General features: G+C 53.7%; 16 protein-coding genes. 14 read left to right on the top strand and 2 right to left on the bottom strand.

All coding sequences use genetic code 11. From position 1 onward, the window contains the following. Window positions 1-4 precede the first annotated feature (4 nt). From atpD to phoU, 13 genes are all read left to right on the top strand, one after another. Window positions 5-1,387, top strand: coding sequence for a F0F1 ATP synthase subunit beta (gene atpD / locus ACOTZD_RS16345; RefSeq protein ID WP_003862362.1), 1,383 nt, complete (start codon window positions 5-7; stop codon window positions 1,385-1,387). 20 nt (window positions 1,388-1,407) lie between these two features. Further along, window positions 1,408-1,827, top strand: coding sequence for a F0F1 ATP synthase subunit epsilon (locus ACOTZD_RS16340; protein WP_003862360.1), 420 nt, complete (start codon window positions 1,408-1,410; stop codon window positions 1,825-1,827). A gap of 138 nt (window positions 1,828-1,965) precedes the next feature. Beyond that, window positions 1,966-3,336, top strand: a complete 1,371-nt coding sequence (gene glmU, locus ACOTZD_RS16335; protein ID WP_023315069.1) for a bifunctional UDP-N-acetylglucosamine diphosphorylase/glucosamine-1-phosphate N-acetyltransferase GlmU — start codon at window positions 1,966-1,968, stop codon at window positions 3,334-3,336. 240 nt (window positions 3,337-3,576) lie between these two features. After that, window positions 3,577-5,406, top strand: coding sequence for a glutamine--fructose-6-phosphate transaminase (isomerizing) (glmS, locus tag ACOTZD_RS16330; RefSeq protein WP_023315070.1), 1,830 nt, complete (start codon window positions 3,577-3,579; stop codon window positions 5,404-5,406). 428 nt (window positions 5,407-5,834) lie between these two features. Beyond that, entirely contained in the window at window positions 5,835-6,413 is a 579-nt protein-coding gene (locus ACOTZD_RS16325) for a chaperone-usher fimbrial major subunit (protein ID WP_003861165.1), read from the top strand. A 71-nt stretch (window positions 6,414-6,484) separates the two neighbouring features. Further along, a complete protein-coding gene (locus ACOTZD_RS16320; protein WP_022652100.1) occupies window positions 6,485-7,168 on the top strand; it encodes a fimbrial chaperone in 684 nt (227 codons plus the stop codon). A gap of 18 nt (window positions 7,169-7,186) precedes the next feature. Further along, window positions 7,187-9,706, top strand: coding sequence for a fimbria/pilus outer membrane usher protein (locus tag ACOTZD_RS16315; protein ID WP_003861163.1), 2,520 nt, complete (start codon window positions 7,187-7,189; stop codon window positions 9,704-9,706). A 9-nt stretch (window positions 9,707-9,715) separates the two neighbouring features. Next, window positions 9,716-10,792, top strand: a complete 1,077-nt coding sequence (stgD, locus tag ACOTZD_RS16310) for a fimbrial protein StgD (RefSeq protein ID WP_022652103.1) — start codon at window positions 9,716-9,718, stop codon at window positions 10,790-10,792. A 246-nt stretch (window positions 10,793-11,038) separates the two neighbouring features. Further along, the gene (pstS, locus tag ACOTZD_RS16305; RefSeq protein WP_022652104.1) at window positions 11,039-12,079 is read left to right on the top strand and encodes a phosphate ABC transporter substrate-binding protein PstS; all 1,041 of its coding nucleotides are present in this window, start codon (window positions 11,039-11,041) and stop codon (window positions 12,077-12,079) included. A 127-nt stretch (window positions 12,080-12,206) separates the two neighbouring features. Further along, window positions 12,207-13,166, top strand: a complete 960-nt coding sequence (pstC, locus tag ACOTZD_RS16300) for a phosphate ABC transporter permease PstC (protein WP_003861158.1) — start codon at window positions 12,207-12,209, stop codon at window positions 13,164-13,166. Continuing rightward, window positions 13,166-14,056, top strand: coding sequence for a phosphate ABC transporter permease PstA (gene pstA / locus ACOTZD_RS16295; RefSeq protein WP_003861156.1), 891 nt, complete (start codon window positions 13,166-13,168; stop codon window positions 14,054-14,056). The genes pstC and pstA overlap by 1 nt, the downstream gene beginning before the upstream one ends. 47 nt (window positions 14,057-14,103) lie before the next feature. Continuing rightward, the gene (gene pstB, locus ACOTZD_RS16290; RefSeq protein ID WP_003861154.1) at window positions 14,104-14,877 is read left to right on the top strand and encodes a phosphate ABC transporter ATP-binding protein PstB; all 774 of its coding nucleotides are present in this window, start codon (window positions 14,104-14,106) and stop codon (window positions 14,875-14,877) included. A gap of 26 nt (window positions 14,878-14,903) precedes the next feature. Beyond that, window positions 14,904-15,629 carry a phosphate signaling complex protein PhoU gene (gene phoU, locus ACOTZD_RS16285; protein WP_003861153.1) on the top strand — a complete coding sequence of 242 codons (726 nt, stop codon included), beginning with the start codon at window positions 14,904-14,906 and terminating at the stop codon, window positions 15,627-15,629. A 94-nt stretch (window positions 15,630-15,723) separates the two neighbouring features. Here phoU and yieH read toward each other — a convergent pair whose 3' ends face one another. Further along, a complete protein-coding gene (gene yieH / locus ACOTZD_RS16280; protein WP_003861151.1) occupies window positions 15,724-16,389 on the bottom strand; it encodes a 6-phosphogluconate phosphatase in 666 nt (221 codons plus the stop codon). Between the two features lie 165 nt (window positions 16,390-16,554). On the opposite strand from yieH, the gene adeP reads away from it, so the two are divergent. Then, on the top strand, window positions 16,555-17,892 hold the full coding sequence (gene adeP, locus ACOTZD_RS16275) for an adenine permease AdeP (protein WP_003861149.1): 1,338 nt from the start codon (window positions 16,555-16,557) through the stop codon (window positions 17,890-17,892). A gap of 86 nt (window positions 17,893-17,978) precedes the next feature. Here the strand turns inward: adeP and ACOTZD_RS16270 are convergent, their stop codons facing one another. Next, window positions 17,979-18,545, bottom strand: a complete 567-nt coding sequence (locus ACOTZD_RS16270) for an NADPH-dependent FMN reductase (protein ID WP_003861147.1) — start codon at window positions 18,543-18,545, stop codon at window positions 17,979-17,981. Window positions 18,546-18,573: the final 28 nt, after the last annotated feature.

Here is an 18,573-nt window from a genome sequence, read left to right as displayed (position 1 = left end):
CAAGATGGCTACTGGAAAGATTGTCCAGGTAATCGGCGCCGTGGTGGACGTCGAGTTCCCTCAGGACGCCGTACCACGCGTGTACGACGCGCTTGAGGTACAGAATGGTAACGAGAGCCTGGTGCTGGAAGTTCAGCAGCAGCTCGGCGGCGGTATCGTGCGTACCATCGCCATGGGTTCTTCCGACGGTCTGCGTCGTGGTCTGGAAGTAAAAGACCTTGAGCACCCGATCGAAGTCCCGGTAGGTAAAGCAACACTGGGTCGTATCATGAACGTATTGGGTCAACCAATCGACATGAAAGGCGACATCGGTGAAGAAGAGCGTTGGGCTATCCACCGCGCGGCACCTTCCTACGAAGAGCTGTCCAGCTCTCAGGAACTGCTGGAAACCGGCATCAAAGTTATCGACCTGATGTGTCCGTTCGCGAAGGGCGGTAAAGTCGGTCTGTTCGGTGGTGCGGGTGTAGGTAAAACCGTAAACATGATGGAGCTGATCCGTAACATCGCGATCGAGCACTCCGGTTACTCCGTGTTTGCGGGCGTAGGTGAACGTACTCGTGAGGGTAACGACTTCTACCACGAAATGACCGACTCCAACGTTCTGGATAAAGTATCCCTGGTTTACGGCCAGATGAACGAGCCACCAGGAAACCGTCTGCGCGTTGCGCTGACTGGCCTGACGATGGCTGAGAAGTTCCGTGACGAAGGCCGTGACGTTCTGCTGTTCGTTGATAACATCTACCGTTACACCCTGGCCGGTACTGAAGTATCTGCACTGCTGGGTCGTATGCCTTCAGCGGTAGGTTATCAGCCTACGCTTGCGGAAGAGATGGGTGTTCTTCAGGAACGTATCACCTCTACCAAAACTGGTTCTATCACCTCCGTTCAGGCGGTATACGTACCTGCGGATGACTTGACTGACCCATCTCCAGCCACCACCTTTGCTCACTTAGATGCAACCGTGGTACTGAGCCGTCAGATCGCGTCTCTGGGTATCTACCCGGCCGTTGACCCGCTGGACTCCACCAGCCGTCAGCTGGATCCACTGGTTGTTGGCCAGGAGCACTACGACACCGCGCGTGGCGTACAGTCCCTGCTGCAACGTTATCAGGAACTGAAAGACATCATCGCCATCCTGGGTATGGATGAACTGTCTGAAGAAGACAAACTGGTGGTAGCACGTGCGCGTAAGATCCAGCGCTTCCTGTCCCAGCCGTTCTTCGTTGCGGAAGTATTCACCGGTTCTCCAGGTAAATACGTTTCCCTGAAAGACACCATCCGTGGCTTTAAAGGCATCATGGAAGGCGAATACGATCACCTGCCAGAGCAGGCGTTCTACATGGTTGGTTCCATCGAAGAAGCCGTGGAAAAAGCCAAAAAACTTTAACGCCTTAATCGGAGGGTGATATGGCAATGACTTACCACCTGGACGTCGTCAGCGCAGAGCAACAAATGTTCTCTGGTCTGGTCGAGAAAATCCAGGTAACGGGTAGTGAAGGTGAACTGGGTATTTTCCCGGGTCACGCACCGCTGCTCACCGCCATTAAGCCTGGTATGATCCGCATCGTTAAACAGTTCGGTCATGAAGAGTTTATCTATCTGTCCGGCGGCATTCTTGAAGTGCAGCCAGGCAGTGTGACCGTTCTGGCCGATACCGCTATTCGTGGCCAGGATCTCGACGAAGCGCGAGCCCTGGAATCGAAGCGTAAGGCTGAAGAGCACATTAACAGCTCTCATGGTGACGTGGATTACGCTCAGGCGTCTGCGGAGCTGGCCAAAGCGATCGCGAAACTGCGCGTTATCGAGTTGACCAAAAAAGCGATGTAACACCGGCTTGAAAAGCACAAAAGCCAGTCTGGATCCCAGGCTGGCTTTTTTTTTCGGCCTTAATTCATGATGAAAAAGATGTAGAATTTTAAGCATCAAACGTTTTTACTTCTCACACAAACTACCGTCAGGATGCGTATGTTAAACAGTGCGATGAGCGTGGTGATCCTTGCCGCAGGCAAAGGTACCCGCATGTATTCCGATCTGCCTAAGGTGCTCCACACGCTGGCAGGAAAGCCAATGGTTCAGCATGTTATTGATGCAGCGAATGAATTAGGCGCCAGCCAGGTGCATCTGGTTTATGGACATGGCGGCGATCTGCTGAAAAAAACGCTGCGTGACGACAATCTCAACTGGGTGCTTCAGGCAGAACAGCTGGGTACGGGTCATGCAATGCAGCAGGCTGCACCCTTCTTCGCTGATGATGAAGATATCCTGATGCTCTACGGCGACGTCCCGCTGATCTCCGTTGAAACCCTCACCCGCCTGCGTGAAGCCAAACCGCAGGGTGGCATCGGTTTGTTGACCGTCGTGCTGGACGATCCAACCGGCTATGGCCGCATTACGCGTGAAAACGGCAACGTGACGGGGATTGTTGAGCATAAAGATGCCACTGACGAACAGCGCCAGATTCAGGAGATCAACACCGGCATCCTGATTGCGAACGGTGCGGATATGAAGCGCTGGCTGTCCAGACTCAACAATAACAACGCGCAGGGTGAATACTACATCACCGACATCATTGCGATGGCTTACCAGGAAGGGCGTGAGATTGCTGCCGTTCATCCGGCGCGTATCAGCGAAACGGACGGGGTAAACAACCGTCTCCAGCTTTCCCGTCTTGAGCGTATTTACCAGTCCGAGCAGGCAGAAAAGCTGTTGCTCGCGGGCGTTATGCTGCGCGATCCGGCGCGTTTCGATCTGCGTGGCACGCTGACCCACGGGCGCGACGTTGAAATAGATACTAACGTTATCCTGGAAGGTAACGTCACGCTGGGCAACCGCGTCAAAATCGGCACCGGCTGTGTGATTAAAAACAGCGCGATCGGTGACGACTGCGAAATCAGCCCGTACAGCGTGGTGGAAGATGCCCATCTTGAGGCGGCCTGTACGATTGGCCCATTTGCGCGTCTGCGCCCGGGCGCTGAGCTGCTGGAAGGTGCTCACGTAGGTAACTTCGTGGAAATGAAAAAAGCGCGTCTGGGTAAGGGCTCTAAAGCGGGTCATCTGACCTATCTGGGCGATGCGGAAATTGGCGACAACGTAAACATTGGTGCAGGGACGATTACCTGTAACTATGACGGCGCCAATAAGTTTAAAACCATCATTGGTGATGACGTGTTTGTAGGCTCCGATACCCAGCTGGTGGCGCCTGTTACCGTGGGCAAAGGCGTGACCATTGCCGCCGGGACAACCGTTACGCGCGATGTGGCCGAGAACGAGCTGGTGTTAAGCCGCGTTCCGCAGGTCAGCAAGCAGGGCTGGAAACGCCCGGTGAAGCAGAAGTAACGGATTTATACCCCTCACCCTAACCCTCTCCCCACAGGGGAGAGGGGATTGTTCGGTGCGGTGTTTTTCTCCCTCGCCCCTTTGGGGAGAGGGCCGGGGTGAGGGGATAACATAATCCTCCCCCCACAAGCAGTACCCATAAAAATAACCCCACTCTCTACAAGGCTCGGGGCGCCCGGAAAGGGCAAATACAGGTCAGCGACAACGCATGGCATAACGCCATAATCAGGAAATATAACTATGTGTGGAATTGTTGGCGCAGTTGCGCAGCGTGATATTGCTGAAATCCTTCTCGAAGGTTTACGTCGTCTGGAATACCGTGGTTACGACTCAGCCGGGCTGGCTGTCGTTGATGCAGAAGGTCATATGACCCGTCTGCGCCGTCTCGGTAAAGTACAGATGCTGGCCCAGGCTGCGGAAGAACATCCGCTGCACGGTGGCACCGGTATTGCGCATACCCGCTGGGCGACCCACGGTGAGCCATCTGAAGGCAACGCACACCCGCATGTGTCTGAACACATCGTGGTCGTGCATAACGGCATTATCGAAAACCACGAACCGCTGCGTGAAGAACTGAAAGCGCGCGGCTATACCTTCGTCTCTGAAACCGACACCGAAGTGATTGCTCACCTGGTGCACTGGGAGCTGGCAAAGGGCGGTACACTGCGTGATGCGGTGCTGCGCGCTATCCCTCAGCTACGTGGTGCTTACGGTACGGTGATCATGGATTCCCGCGACCCGTCCACGCTGCTGGCCGCGCGTTCCGGTAGTCCGATGGTGATTGGTCTGGGCATGGGTGAAAACTTTATCGCTTCCGACCAGCTGGCGCTGCTGCCGGTTACCCGTCGCTTTATCTTCCTCGAAGAGGGAGACATTGCCGAGGTGACACGTCGCAGCGTGACCGTATTCGACACGAAAGGCGAGCAGGTTAAGCGTCAGGAGATCGAATCAAACCTGCAATACGACGCGGGCGACAAAGGCGCTTACCGTCACTACATGCAGAAAGAGATCTACGAACAGCCAAACGCCATTAAAAACACCCTGACTGGTCGCATCAGCCATGGTGAAGTGGATCTGAGCGAGCTGGGCGCCAATGCCAACGAACTGCTGAGCAAAGTCGAGCACATTCAGATCGTGGCCTGCGGTACCTCTTACAACTCCGGTATGGTCTCGCGCTACTGGTTTGAATCCCTGGCGGGTGTGCCGTGTGATGTGGAAATCGCCTCTGAGTTCCGCTATCGCAAATCTGCGGTGCGTCGTAACAGCCTGATGATCACCCTTTCTCAGTCTGGCGAAACGGCCGATACCCTGGCGGCGCTGCGTCTGTCTAAAGAACTGGGTTACCTCGGCTCGCTGGCCATTTGTAACGTTCCGGGCTCTTCGCTGGTACGTGAATCCGATCTGGCGCTGATGACCAAAGCGGGTACCGAAATCGGCGTGGCTTCCACCAAAGCGTTTACTACTCAGCTGACCGTTCTGCTGATGCTGGTGGCGAAACTGGCGCGTCTGAAAGGCCAGGATGCTTCCGTTGAACACGACATCGTGCATGGCCTTCAGGCGCTGCCGAGCCGTATTGAGCAGATGCTGTCTCAGGACAAACGCATTGAGGCGCTGGCTGAAGATTTCTCTGACAAACATCACTCCCTGTTCCTGGGGCGTGGCGATCAGTATCCGATTGCGCTGGAAGGCGCACTGAAGCTCAAAGAGATCTCTTATATTCACGCTGAAGCCTATGCGGCAGGCGAGCTGAAGCATGGCCCGCTGGCGCTGATCGATGCGGATATGCCAGTTATCGTGGTGGCACCTAACAACGAACTGCTGGAAAAACTGAAATCTAACATCGAAGAAGTGCGCGCCCGTGGTGGTGTTCTGTACGTCTTTGCGGATAAAGATGCCGGTTTCGCCAGCAGCGACAACATGCACATCATCGAGATGCCGCATGTGGAAGAGGTGATTGCGCCGATCTTCTACACCGTACCGCTGCAACTGCTGGCTTATCACGTCGCGCTGATCAAAGGCACCGACGTAGACCAGCCACGTAACCTGGCGAAGTCCGTCACCGTAGAATAATCTCCAGCCTACCCGAGGCTGCCAGTATTCTGGCAGCCTCATAGCCCTCCCCTCAGCGATTATTTCTTTTTATCGCAACCTGTTTCTTTTTTCATTTTTTCTTACATTTTTGCTCTATCTGCTCATTTCACCTATGTCTGCTTAAAAAAGAATCTGATTTAGCTATGACAAAGAAAAGATATTGATAAATTCTTAAAAAAATAGAGAAGAGATATCAATAGCATTTTTTAATTATGTTTTGTTCTTATTTTTAAGGGTTTTTTTATTTTTAATTTTTATTGTTCCATTTTAAAGATATTTCATGTAGGAAAACATATTTGTCATAGAGCAGGAATGAACTGTACTATCGCCACGCGTTAAAGGATGGTGTGTTTTATTTGAATGTATAAATGAGACGCATACAAATAATGTAAATTATGGAGAGTTTCATGAAATTAAACGTTATAGCCACTTCACTGGTTTTATCTTCCGTCCTGTTTTCAGGTGCGACATTAGCGGCTGACGGTACTGTTCATTTCCGTGGCGAGGTGATTGATTCTACTTGTACAGTCACGACTGATACCAGTAATCAGACTGTTAATATTGGTCGTGTATCGGTAAAAACCTTCGCGGGTATTGATTCCACCGCGTCTGTTAAAGATTTCCACATCCGTCTGGAAGGCTGCCCGGCAACCTATACTCAGGCGGCGGTACGCTTTGACGGGACGGAAGATAAAGATACCATCGGTAAAGGTTATCTTTCAATCGGTACGCCGGTGAACGAAGACGGTACGGACGGTGAGTTCACTGGCAGCGGCGACGCCATTGCGGCGACGGGCGTGGCGATAAAACTGTTCAACCTGAGCGATGATACCGCGATCCCTTTGTATAACAATTCTAAATACGTTGCCATTGCAGATGGTAAAGCGGATATGGGATTCAAGGCGAAATTCGTCCAGACTCTGGCAACAGTGACGCCGGGTACTGCGAATGCTGACTCTCAGTTTACTATTGAATACCTGAAATAATCAGCGGTTATGGATTCGGAGCCTGTTAAGAACTTATTTACAGGCTCCTTTATATATAAGGACATTGGATTATGCCAGGGCGTATAGTGAATGTATTATTAGCGTGTTGTCTTACGGGTATTTCTACAATGGCATCGGCAGGTGTGGTTATCGGTGGCACACGAGTGGTTTATTCGAGTGATAAATCCGACGCAACCATTACTGTCAAAAATAACGAAGCGGCTATCCCTTATCTTATTCAAACATGGGTTGACCCCTTCAGTAATACAGGAACCGCGAAAAAACCACCGTTTACCGTCATTCCACCGGTATCTCGTCTGGAGGCTGGGCAGGAAAAAATTCTGCGCATTATGAAAACCGAGGGCAATTTACCGCAGGATCGGGAGTCGGTGTTCTGGCTGAACATCAAAAATATTCCCCCGGCGAGCAATAAGCCGAACGCGATGGAAATCGCCATTAAGACACGTATCAAGCTGATCTGGCGTCCGGCCTCGTTGAACATTACCCCGGAGCGCGCCGCCACGCAGGTGAAGTGGCACAGAGAAAATCGGCAGCTGGTAGTTGAAAATCCCACGCCGCTAAATATCAACGTTATGAATGTGACAGTGGACGGCAAAGATGTGCCGCTCAATATCGTCCATCCCTTTGAAACCCTGCGTTTACCCTTACCGGAAGGCGTGAATGGCCATGCGCTGGTTTGGCGGTATGTGAATGATTTCGGTGCGATTAGTCAGGATTTAAAAGCAGCGCTTTAAGCAAAGGATGGTTTATTTATGGAGTGTTACCGTATTTTCATCGCGCTTGCTTCCGGGATGGTGCTTGGTTTATCCGGCGAGGTGGCCGCGAGGGATATGTTTAACCCTGCGCTGCTTGAAATCGATCATCCGGTGGACGTGGATATCCACCAGTTTAATCGCGCGAACAGTCTGCCTGCCGGGAACTATAAGGTAAGCATCTATGTAAACGGCGAATATGTTGACCGCCGGGAGGTGACCTTTGTCGAAGATACTGCCACCAGCAACCTGCATCCTTGCTTCTCAGACATCAAAACCGTGCTCGCTGAGCTTGGGGTCAAAGTGGCGGCTATCAAGGCCCTTAACGACATAGATGACAAAGCCTGTCTGGACCCCGCGCCGCTCGTTCCTGGCTCAACCTGGACGTTTGATACGGATAAACTCCAGCTTAACGTCACGTTGCCGCAAATCTATATTGATGTATCGGCGCGCGGCTATATCAATCCCTCACGCTGGGATGAGGGCATCAATGCGCTGATGGTGAACTACGATTTTTCCGGCTCCAGCACGGTGCATTCGAACGAGGATGATAACAACGATTTTTATTATCTGAACCTGCGCAACGGTGCCAACCTGGGGGCATGGCGTTTACGTAACTACAGTACGCTAAACGTGACCGATGGCGAGTCTTCGTATCATTCGATCAATACCTATTTACAGCGCGATATCGCCGCGTTACGCAGCCAAATTATGCTGGGGGATACATGGACCGCAAGCGACGTGTTTGACAGCACGCAACTGCGAGGGATGCGTCTCTACACGGATGATGACATGCTGCCTTCGAGCCTGACGGGGTTTGCGCCAGTGGTTCGCGGCGTGGCGAAAAGCAATGCGACCGTGATTGTGCGGCAAAATGGTTACATCATTTACCAGTCTGCCGTACCGCAGGGAGCGTTTGCTCTCAAGGATTTAAACACCACCAATTCGGGTGGCGATCTGGATGTTACCATCAAAGAAGAGGATGGCAGCGAGCAACATTTTACCCAGCCTTACGCCTCACTGGCGATCCTGAAGCGTGAAGACCAAACCGATGTCGATATCAGCGCGGGTGAACTGCGCGATCAAAACGATTTTCAGCCGACCGTTTTTCAGGCGCAGGTGTTACACGGTTTTCCTGCGGGTATTACCCTCTACGGGGGCGTGCAGGGAACCAGCGATTACACCTCCGCCGCGCTTGGCGTGGGGAAAGATATGGGTTCGCTGGGCGCCCTTTCGCTGGACGTAACGCATGCCCGCTCGCGGTTTGAGGACGATGACGAAAGCGGGCAATCTTACCGTTTTCTCTATTCCAAACGTTTTGATGAAACGAACACAACGTTTCGGCTGGTGGGCTACCGCTACTCCACAGAGGGCTACTACACCCTGAACGAATGGGCGTCCCGGCAGAATAACGAGAGCGACTTCTGGACGACAGGTAACCGCCGTAGCCGTCTGGAGGGAACATGGACGCAGACCTTTGGCGACGGGATGGGAAATATTTATCTTACCCTTAGCCGCCAGCAGTACTGGAAGACGGATGAAGTCGAGCGGCTGGTGCAGCTGGGCTACAGCAATAGCTGGCGCGCTATTTCCTGGAACGTCTCCTGGAACTACACCGATTCACTCACCTCGGCCCAAAATAGCACCGACACTGACGTCAGCGACAGTCAGGGCAGCGAACAGATTTTTATGCTCTCCCTCTCCATACCGTTGTCAGGCTGGCTGCATGACAGCTACGTCAACTATGGGTACACCCAAAACAACCACGGAAAAGGGATGCACCAGGTGGGGCTGAGCGGTAACGCGCTGGATGCGCACAACCTCTCCTGGAACGTTCAGCAGTCTTACGATGCGGATAACGAAGATTACAACAACAGCGCAGGGGTGGGCTATGACGGCACCTATGGTTCGGTAAACGCCAGTTACGACTATACCCAGGACAACCAGCGCCTCAACTATGGAATGAAGGGCGGGATTCTGGCCCACAGCGATGGCATAACTTTCTCTCAGGAACTGGGGGAAACCGTCGCGCTGGTTAAAGCCCCGGGAGCTTCCGGCCTGGCGCTGGAGAATGGTACGGGTAAGGCGACGGACTGGCGCGGCTATACGGTACAGACGCAGCTCAACGCCTACGATGAAAACAGAGTGGAGATCGACAGCGATTACTTTGCGAAGGCCAACGTCGAAATCGACAACAGTATCCTCAGCGTTATCCCGACGCGCGGCGCGGTGGTACGGGCGGAGTTTGTCACTCACGTGGGCTATCGCGTCCTGTTCAATGTGCGGCAGAAGAGTGGCAAACCGGTGCCGTTTGGCGCCATGGCCTCGGCTGATTTACCCCACGGCAGCGTAACCGGCATTGTGGGCGAAAATGGCGAGCTTTATCTGTCCGGCATGCCGGAAGAGGGGGCGTTTGTCCTGAAGTGGGGCGCAGATAACACGATGACCTGCCCGGTTAACTACCACTTTACCCCGCCAGAAGGCGTCGAACTGATACAAATATCGGCAGTATGCCAATAGGGAAATAAGATGAAATTCAGGACACCTCTGTTTTTAAGCGCGTTGATAATATTTATGACGCCAGTATGCAAAGCGTACACCACGGGCGACGGGATTTGTCACTCCGAAGGTGGCGCTTATATCTATAACCTTAATCTGAACGGGCAGTCGATCCCGGCGGATAAAAATAAAGCAGGTACAGAGATCAGGGATCTGGAAACGCTCAGTTCATCTGCGAGTTACAAAGCGCAATGCAACTGTCTTACGCATTACTCTACGGGCTTTCGCCAAATCTACTACACCGCACGATCGTCGTTAAGTGAAGATGTGGTAAAGAACGGGTATACCTATTTTACCCTTAATAACAACCTCAGCATCGCCACGTCGATACTTGTGCTCGGCAGAGATTATATACCGGTACCTTTCAGCGCAGAACCAAACGTAATGTCTCATAGCTCCTATTGTTATGCGCCTGGTGAGGAAGGGAGCGAACCAACACTCAATACCGGTTCAAAAATAAAAATATCATTCTTAATTAACAAGCCGTTTATTGGCCGGGTGAGTGTGCCAGGTACGATAGTCGCCGATCTTTATGGCGGGCTGGATGCGGCCTCCTCGACCTCCAGCACCGAAAAAATGGCAGAGATCAAAATCGCTGGCGATATCGTCGTGCCGCAAAACTGCGAGATAGCGCCCGGGCAGACGCTTGAGATAGATTTTGGCAAAATCCCGGCCCCGGAATTTTCCGCTACCAAAGGCACCGCCGTGACGAGTCACAAGGTAAAAAAGACGATTCAGGTACAGTGCACAGGCATGCTGGATGAGAATATTGTCTACTCCACTTTCCATGGAGACCCTGTCGACGCCGATGCCACGATGATGAAAGTCAACGGCAATGATGATGTAGGCATTGTGGTATACGACAAGTGGGATCGTCAGGTCAGCGTCAACGGCGGCAGGATGGACATGGATAGGGGAGAAAACAATAACGGCGCCGAAAACAATTCGCTTACCTTTTCCGCTGCGCCTGCAAGCGCAACGGGGGCGCAGCCAAAACCTGGAACGTTTGAAGCGTACGCAACGGTCACGCTGGAAATTGAACATTAATCACCCAACGGCTGTTTATGACAGCCGTTGTCATTTTTCCTCTTTTGCACCAGGCTTATCCCTTTCTATATGACAACTCTATGATGCTCCCCTGAACAAATAATCATTAATATCAGTGGCTTATTTTACACTCTCTCATTGTCATAAAACTGTCATATTTCGTACATTTATCTGTCACCTGTTTGTCCTATTTTGCTCATCGTAGCCACTTAAACAATGATTTACGAAATCCTTGCAGGAGACATTATGAAAGTTATGCGTACCACTGTCGCAACTGTTGTCGCCGCGACCTTATCGATGAGCGCTTTCTCTGCCTTCGCAGCAGCAAGCCTGACTGGCGCTGGTGCAACCTTCCCTGCGCCGGTGTATGCCAAATGGGCGGATACCTACCAGAAAGAGACCGGTAACAAGGTCAACTATCAGGGTATCGGCTCCTCCGGTGGCGTAAAACAAATTACCGCGAATACCGTTGATTTCGGCGCATCCGACGCTCCGCTGTCTGATGAGAAACTGAATCAGGAAGGCCTGTTCCAGTTCCCGACCGTGATCGGCGGCGTTGTGCTGGCTGTTAACATCCCTGGCCTGAAATCAGGCGAGCTGGTGCTGGACGGCAAAACCCTGGGTGACATCTACCTGGGCAAAATCAAAAAATGGGATGACGAAGCCATCACTAAGCTGAACCCGGGCGTTAAGCTGCCTTCGCAGAATATCGCGGTGGTTCGTCGTGCTGACGGCTCTGGCACCTCTTTCGTGTTCACCAGCTACCTGGCGAAAGTGAACGAAGAGTGGAAATCTAAAGTCGGTTCCGGCTCTACCGTTAACTGGCCAACCGGTCTGGGCGGTAAAGGCAACGACGGTATCGCAGCCTTCGTACAGCGTCTGCCTGGCTCTATCGGCTACGTAGAGTACGCCTACGCTAAGCAGAACAATCTGGCCTACACCAAACTGGTTTCTGCCGACGGCAAACCGGTTAGCCCGACCGAAGAGAACTTCGCCAACGCCGCCAAAGGCGCTGACTGGAGCAAATCCTTCGCTCAGGACCTGACTAACCAGAAAGGTGAAGACGCGTGGCCAATCACCTCTACCACCTTCATTCTGGTTCACAAAGAGCAGAAGAAACCAGAGCAGGGCGCAGAAGTGCTGAAGTTCTTCGACTGGGCATACAAAAACGGCGGCAAACAGGCTAATGACCTGGATTACGCCAGCCTGCCAGACAGCGTGGTTGAGCAGATTCGTGCTGCATGGAAAACCAACGTGAAAGATAGCAGCGGTAAAGCGCTGTACTAACAGGATATTTTTAACGAAGATGGCGGGTGGCGCGCAGCGATCCCGCCCTACGGTTTACTCTGTAGGCCCGGTAAGCGTCAGCGCCACCGGGCATATTCGTAAGACGTCTCATAAAGAAGAGTAATTTATGGCTGCAACCAAGCCTGCATTTAACCCTCCGGGTAAAAAAGGTGACATGATTTTCAGCGCGCTGGTGAAACTGGCTGCGCTGATTGTGCTATTGCTGCTGGGCGGCATTATCGTGTCCCTGATTTTCTCCTCCTGGCCGAGCATTCAAAAATTTGGTTTCGCCTTCCTGTGGACCAAAGAGTGGGATGCGCCGAACGATATTTACGGTGCGCTGGTGCCGATTTACGGCACGCTGGTGACCTCTTTTATCGCCCTGCTAATTGCGGTTCCGGTGAGCTTCGGTATTGCCTTGTTCCTGACGGAACTGGCGCCAGGCTGGCTGCGGCGTCCGCTGGGTATCGCCATTGAACTGCTGGCGGCCATCCCAAGTATCGTTTACGGCATGTGGGGCCTGTTTATTTTTGCTCCGCTGTTTGCAACTTACTTCCAGGAGCCGGTCGGTAACGTGCTTTCTGCCGTTCCGTTTGTGGGGGCGCTGTTCTCCGGCCCGGCATTCGGTATCGGCATTCTGGCGGCGGGTGTGATCCTCGCCATCATGATTATTCCGTACATTGCGGCGGTCATGCGCGATGTCTTCGAACAAACCCCGGTGATGATGAAAGAGTCCGCCTACGGCATCGGCTGCACCACCTGGGAAGTTATCTGGCGCATCGTCCTTCCGTTCACCAAAAATGGGGTGATTGGCGGCATTATGCTGGGCTTAGGTCGCGCGCTCGGTGAAACCATGGCGGTCACCTTTATCATCGGCAACACCTACCAGCTCGATAGCGCTTCGCTCTATATGCCGGGGAACAGTATTACTTCTGCGCTGGCGAACGAATTTGCCGAAGCGGAATCCGGGCTGCACGTCGCGGCGCTGATGGAACTGGGCCTGATCCTGTTTGTTATCACCTTTATTGTGCTGGCTATCTCCAAGCTGATGATTATGCGTCTGGCTAAAAACGAGGGGGCACGCTAATGGCAACTCTCGATATGCAAAATACCGCTCAGCTTGCGGAATCCCGTCGCAAAATGCAGTCAAAGCGCCGGATTAAAAACCGCATTGCGCTGACGCTTTCCATGGCCACGATGGCGTTCGGCCTGTTCTGGCTGATCTGGATCCTGATGTCAACCATCACCCGCGGCATCGATGGAATGTCCCTGGCGCTGTTCACGGAAATGACGCCGCCGCCGAACACGGCGGGCGGTGGTCTGGCAAACGCCCTGGCGGGTAGCGGCCTGCTGATCCTGTGGGCGACCGTTTTCGGTACACCGTTGGGCATCATGGCGGGTATCTATCTGGCGGAGTATGGGCGCAAGTCCTGGATCGCTGAAGTCATCCGCTTTATTAACGACATTCTGCTTTCTGCCCCGTCGATTGTCGTGGGTCTGTTTGTTTACACCATCGTGGTGGCGCAAATGGAACACTTCTCCGGCTGGGCGGGTGTGATTGCGCTGGCGCTGTTGCAGGTGCCTATCGTTATTCGTACTACTGAAAACATGCTGAAACTGGTGCCGGACAGCCTGCGTGAAGCGGCTTACGCGCTGGGCACGCCGAAATGGAAAATGATTTCGGCGATCACCCTGAAAGCGTCCGTCTCGGGGATCATGACCGGTATCCTGCTGGCTATCGCCCGTATCGCCGGTGAAACCGCACCGCTGCTGTTTACCGCCCTCTCCAACCAGTTCTGGAGCACGGACATGATGCAGCCGATCGCCAACCTGCCGGTGACGATCTTTAAATTTGCGATGAGCCCATTCGCGGAATGGCAGCAGCTGGCCTGGGCCGGGGTGCTGATCATCACCCTTTGCGTACTGTTGCTGAACATTCTGGCGCGCGTCATTTTCGCGAAGAAGAAACACGGTTAAATTTTTACGGCGCGGCAGCTCGCGGCGCCGAATGAGGAAATGAGTCAATGAGTATGGTTGATACTGCCCCGGGTAAGATTCAGGTTCGTGATTTGAACTTCTACTACGGCAAATTCCATGCCCTGAAGAATATCAATCTGGATATCGCGAAGAACCAGGTAACGGCATTCATCGGTCCGTCCGGCTGTGGTAAATCCACGCTGCTGCGCACCTTTAACAAAATGTATTCGCTCTATCCGGAGCAGCGCGCAGAAGGTGAAATTCTGCTGGACGGTGACAACATCCTGACCAATACCCAGGATATCGCCCTGCTGCGTGCGAAAGTGGGGATGGTATTCCAGAAACCCACGCCGTTCCCGATGTCGATCTATGACAACATCGCCTTTGGTGTGCGTCTGTTTGAGAAGCTCTCCCGTGCGGATATGGACGAGCGCGTGCAGTGGGCATTGACCAAGGCCGCATTATGGAACGAAACCAAAGATAAACTTCACCAGAGTGGGTACTCTCTCTCCGGTGGTCAGCAGCAGCGTCTGTGCATTGCGCGCGGTATCGCCATTCGCCCGGAAGTCTTGCTGCTGGATGAGCCGTGCTCAGCCCTGGACCCGATCTCAACCGGGCGTATCGAAGAGCTGATCACCGAGCTGAAGCAGGATTACACCGTGGTGATCGTGACCCACAACATGCAGCAGGCTGCACGTTGTTCTGACCACACGGCGTTTATGTACCTGGGCGAGTTGATTGAGTTCAGCGATACGGATGCGCTGTTCACCCGTCCGGCGAAGAAACAAACCGAAGATTATATTACTGGCCGCTACGGTTGATTTGCCTTAGTGCATGTGGAGAAACCATGGACAACCTCAATCTTAATAAACACATTTCCGGCCAGTTTAACGCAGAGCTGGAAAGCATTCGCACCCAGGTGATGACCATGGGCGGCATGGTCGAGCAGCAGCTTTCTGATGCGATCACGGCGATGCACAACCAGGACAGCGAGCTGGCGAAGCGCGTTATTGAAGGCGACCACAACGTCAATATGATGGAAGTCGCCATCGACGAAGCCTGCGTGCGCATCATTGCGAAGCGTCAGCCGACGGCGAGCGACCTGCGTCTGGTGATGGCGATCATCAAAACCATCGCCGAGCTGGAGCGTATCGGTGACGTGGCCGATAAAATCTGCCGCACCGCGCTGGAGAAATTCTCCCAGCAGCACCAGCCGCTGCTGGTGAGTCTGGAGTCTCTCGGTCGCCACACCGTGCAGATGCTGCACGACGTGCTGGACGCTTTCGCGCGCATGGATCTGGACGAAGCGGTCCGTATCTACCGTGAAGACAAGAAAGTTGACCAGGAATACGAAGGCATAGTGCGTCAGCTGATGACCTACATGATGGAAGATTCCCGTACCATTCCAAGCGTACTCACCGCGCTGTTCTGCGCGCGCTCAATCGAGCGTATCGGTGACCGCTGCCAGAACATTTGCGAATACATCTTCTACTTCGTGAAGGGGCAGGATTTCCGACACGTGGGCGGCGACGAGCTGGACAAGCTGCTGGCGGGTAAAGATCCGAAAGAGTGATTTTTACCCTCACCCTAACCCTCTCCCACAGGGAGAGGGGACCATTCGGTTTTCTCCCTCTCCCTGTGGGAGAGGGCCGGGGTGAGGGGAAAACTCAGCGAGTAATATCCCACCCGCGCGCCTTCCACAACGCTGGCAGTTGCGCCAGATCGGTAAAGGTCGTCACTTTTGGATGATCGATCGGCTTGTTGTGCGGATCGGCGCAGAAGTAAAACACCTCCATCCCCGCATCAATCCCCGACTGCGCGCCCGCAGACGAGTCATCCACCAGGATGCAGTTCTCCACGTTGACGTTCATCGCCTTCGCCGCGTGGAACATCAATGCCGGATCCGGCTTCCAGCGCTGGATATCGTAGCCACTGAACAGTTTTTCCGGGAAGTGGTGCAACATGTTCAGCTTGCCGAGCGAGTGCTGCATTTTGCTGACCGGGCCGTTAGAGACCACGCAGATCGGCACCGTCATCGCATCCAGCAGCGTGTTAGCGCCAGCGATAACTTCCAGCTCGGCGTCGAAGAGGCGTGCGACCTCGGCGCGGTACACCGGTTCCAGATCCGCTTTCGCCAGATCCACCCCGTGCTCTTCGTTAATGATGTCGATGATCTCGTACAGCTTCACGCCCTTAAAGCGTTTAAACACCTCTTCGAGATCGAGCGTAATGCCAAATTCCTGGAACATGGCGACATACGCGCGGGAACAAATGACCTCACTGTCGACCAGCGTACCGTCACAGTCGAAAAATACCGCTTCAATTCCGGACATGCCTTTCCCTTTTAACAAGTTTAACGTTTTCGTACGGCAGTTCACCGGGACGCAATCGTTGCCGTATAAGCAAAATCAATGAAAAAAGTATCCCGTAACCGCCACTATTGTCGCATTTTGGTATAGGATAGCGACGAATTTTCCCTCCTTGTTCGGAAATTGATGATGAGTCAACAACACACTACCCAGACGTCTGGTCAGGGGCTGCTTGAGCGCGTGTTCAAACTGCGCGAGCACGGCACAACGGCACGCACCGAAGTGATCGCCGGTTTTACTACCTTCCTGACGATGGTCTATATCGTTTTCGTTAACCCGCAAATTCTGGGCGTGGCTGGCATGGACACCAGCGCCGTCTTCGTGACCACCTGTCTGATCGCGGCGCTTGGCAGCATCCTGATGGGCGTTTTCGCTAATCTGCCCGTGGCGCTGGCCCCGGCAATGGGTCTGAATGCGTTCTTTGCGTTCGTGGTGGTTCAGGCGATGGGCCTGCCGTGGCAGGTCGGGATGGGCGCTATTTTCTGGGGCGCGGTCGGCCTGCTGCTGCTGACCATCTTCCGCGTGCGCTACTGGATGATTGCGAACATTCCCGTGAGCCTGCGCGTGGGTATCACCAGCGGTATCGGTCTGTTTATCGGCATGATGGGGCTGAAAAACGCTGGCGTTATCGTGGCGAACCCGGAAACGCTGGTGAGCATTGGTAACCTGACCTCTCACAGCGTGCTGCTGGGCGTGCTGGGCTTCTTTATCATCGCGATCCTGGCGTCGCGCAACATCCATGCTGCGGTGCTGGTCTCTATCATTGTGACCACGCTGCTGGGCTGGATGCTGGGTGACGTACATTACAACGGTATCGTCTCTGCGCCACCAAGCGTCTCTACCGTGATTGGCCACGTTGATCTGGCGGGCTCGCTGAACCTGGGTCTGGCCGGGGTGATTTTCTCCTTCATGCTGGTCAACCTGTTTGACTCCTCCGGTACGCTGATTGGCGTGACCGACAAAGCGGGTCTGGCGGATGAAAAAGGCAAATTCCCGCGCATGAAGCAGGCGCTGTATGTGGATAGCATCTCGTCCGTCGCTGGCTCTTTCATCGGCACCTCGTCTGTTACCGCTTACATTGAATCCTCTTCCGGTGTGTCCGTGGGCGGTCGTACTGGCCTGACGGCGGTAGTTGTGGGTCTGCTGTTCCTGCTAGTGATCTTCCTCTCTCCGCTGGCGGGGATGGTGCCACCATACGCGGCAGCCGGCGCGCTGATTTACGTCGGCGTGCTGATGACCTCAAGCCTGGCGCGCGTGAAGTGGGAAGATTTGACGGAAGCCGTTCCGGCGTTTATTACCGCGGTGATGATGCCATTCAGCTTCTCGATCACCGAAGGTATCGCGCTGGGCTTTATCTCTTACTGCGTGATGAAGATCGGTACCGGCCGCTTCCGCGAACTCAGCCCGTGCGTGATTATTGTTGCGCTGCTGTTTGTGCTGAAGATTGTGTTTATTGATTCACACTAAAATGCTGGTGGTGTCAGGTGGCGCTTCGCTTACCTGACCTACGGGCAAAGTTCCCTCTCCCTGTGGGAGAGGGTTAGGGTGAAGGCTTACGCCTTCACCCGCTTAATATAATCCCCAAACGCGGTCAGCTGGCCAGAGAGATGGTCACGCGTACTCTGATCCACCACTTCACCCGTCTGCGGGTCGACCTTGTTCTGAATCACGCCGCCCATAAATTCCGGCTTGTTCATCACCATCGCATCCAGGAACACCAGGATCTGACGCAGGTGATACTGGCAGCGCGCGCCGCCAATGGCGCCCATTGAGCTGGTCTGGATCAGCACAGGTTTACCAGACAGCGGCTGCTCCGGTAAACGGGACAGCCAGTCAATGGCGTTCTTCAGACCACCCGGCACCGAGTAGTTATACTCAGGCGTCACAATCACCACGCCGTCAGCCTGACGGATCTGCTCGGCTATCGCTTCCACGCTTTGCGGGAACCCTTCTTCCTGCTGAACGTCAGCATCATAAAGCGGGATGTCGCCAATGGACGGCAGGGCACTGATCTCCATTCCCGCAGGCGCCAGCTGCGGCAGCGTACGGGCAACCATCCCGTTAAAAGAACCTTTGCGCAGGCTTCCCAGTAACGTAACAACTTTCAACGTATCAGACATGATTACTCCTGTTTCATCATGATGACCC

It is taken from the genome of Enterobacter cloacae complex sp. SHL022, from assembly GCF_049237785.1.
GTDB lineage: Bacteria > Pseudomonadota > Gammaproteobacteria > Enterobacterales > Enterobacteriaceae > Enterobacter > Enterobacter hormaechei_C.
The sequence above is the reverse complement of the archived record's forward strand: the minus strand, read 5'-3'. Positions and strand labels throughout refer to the sequence as shown.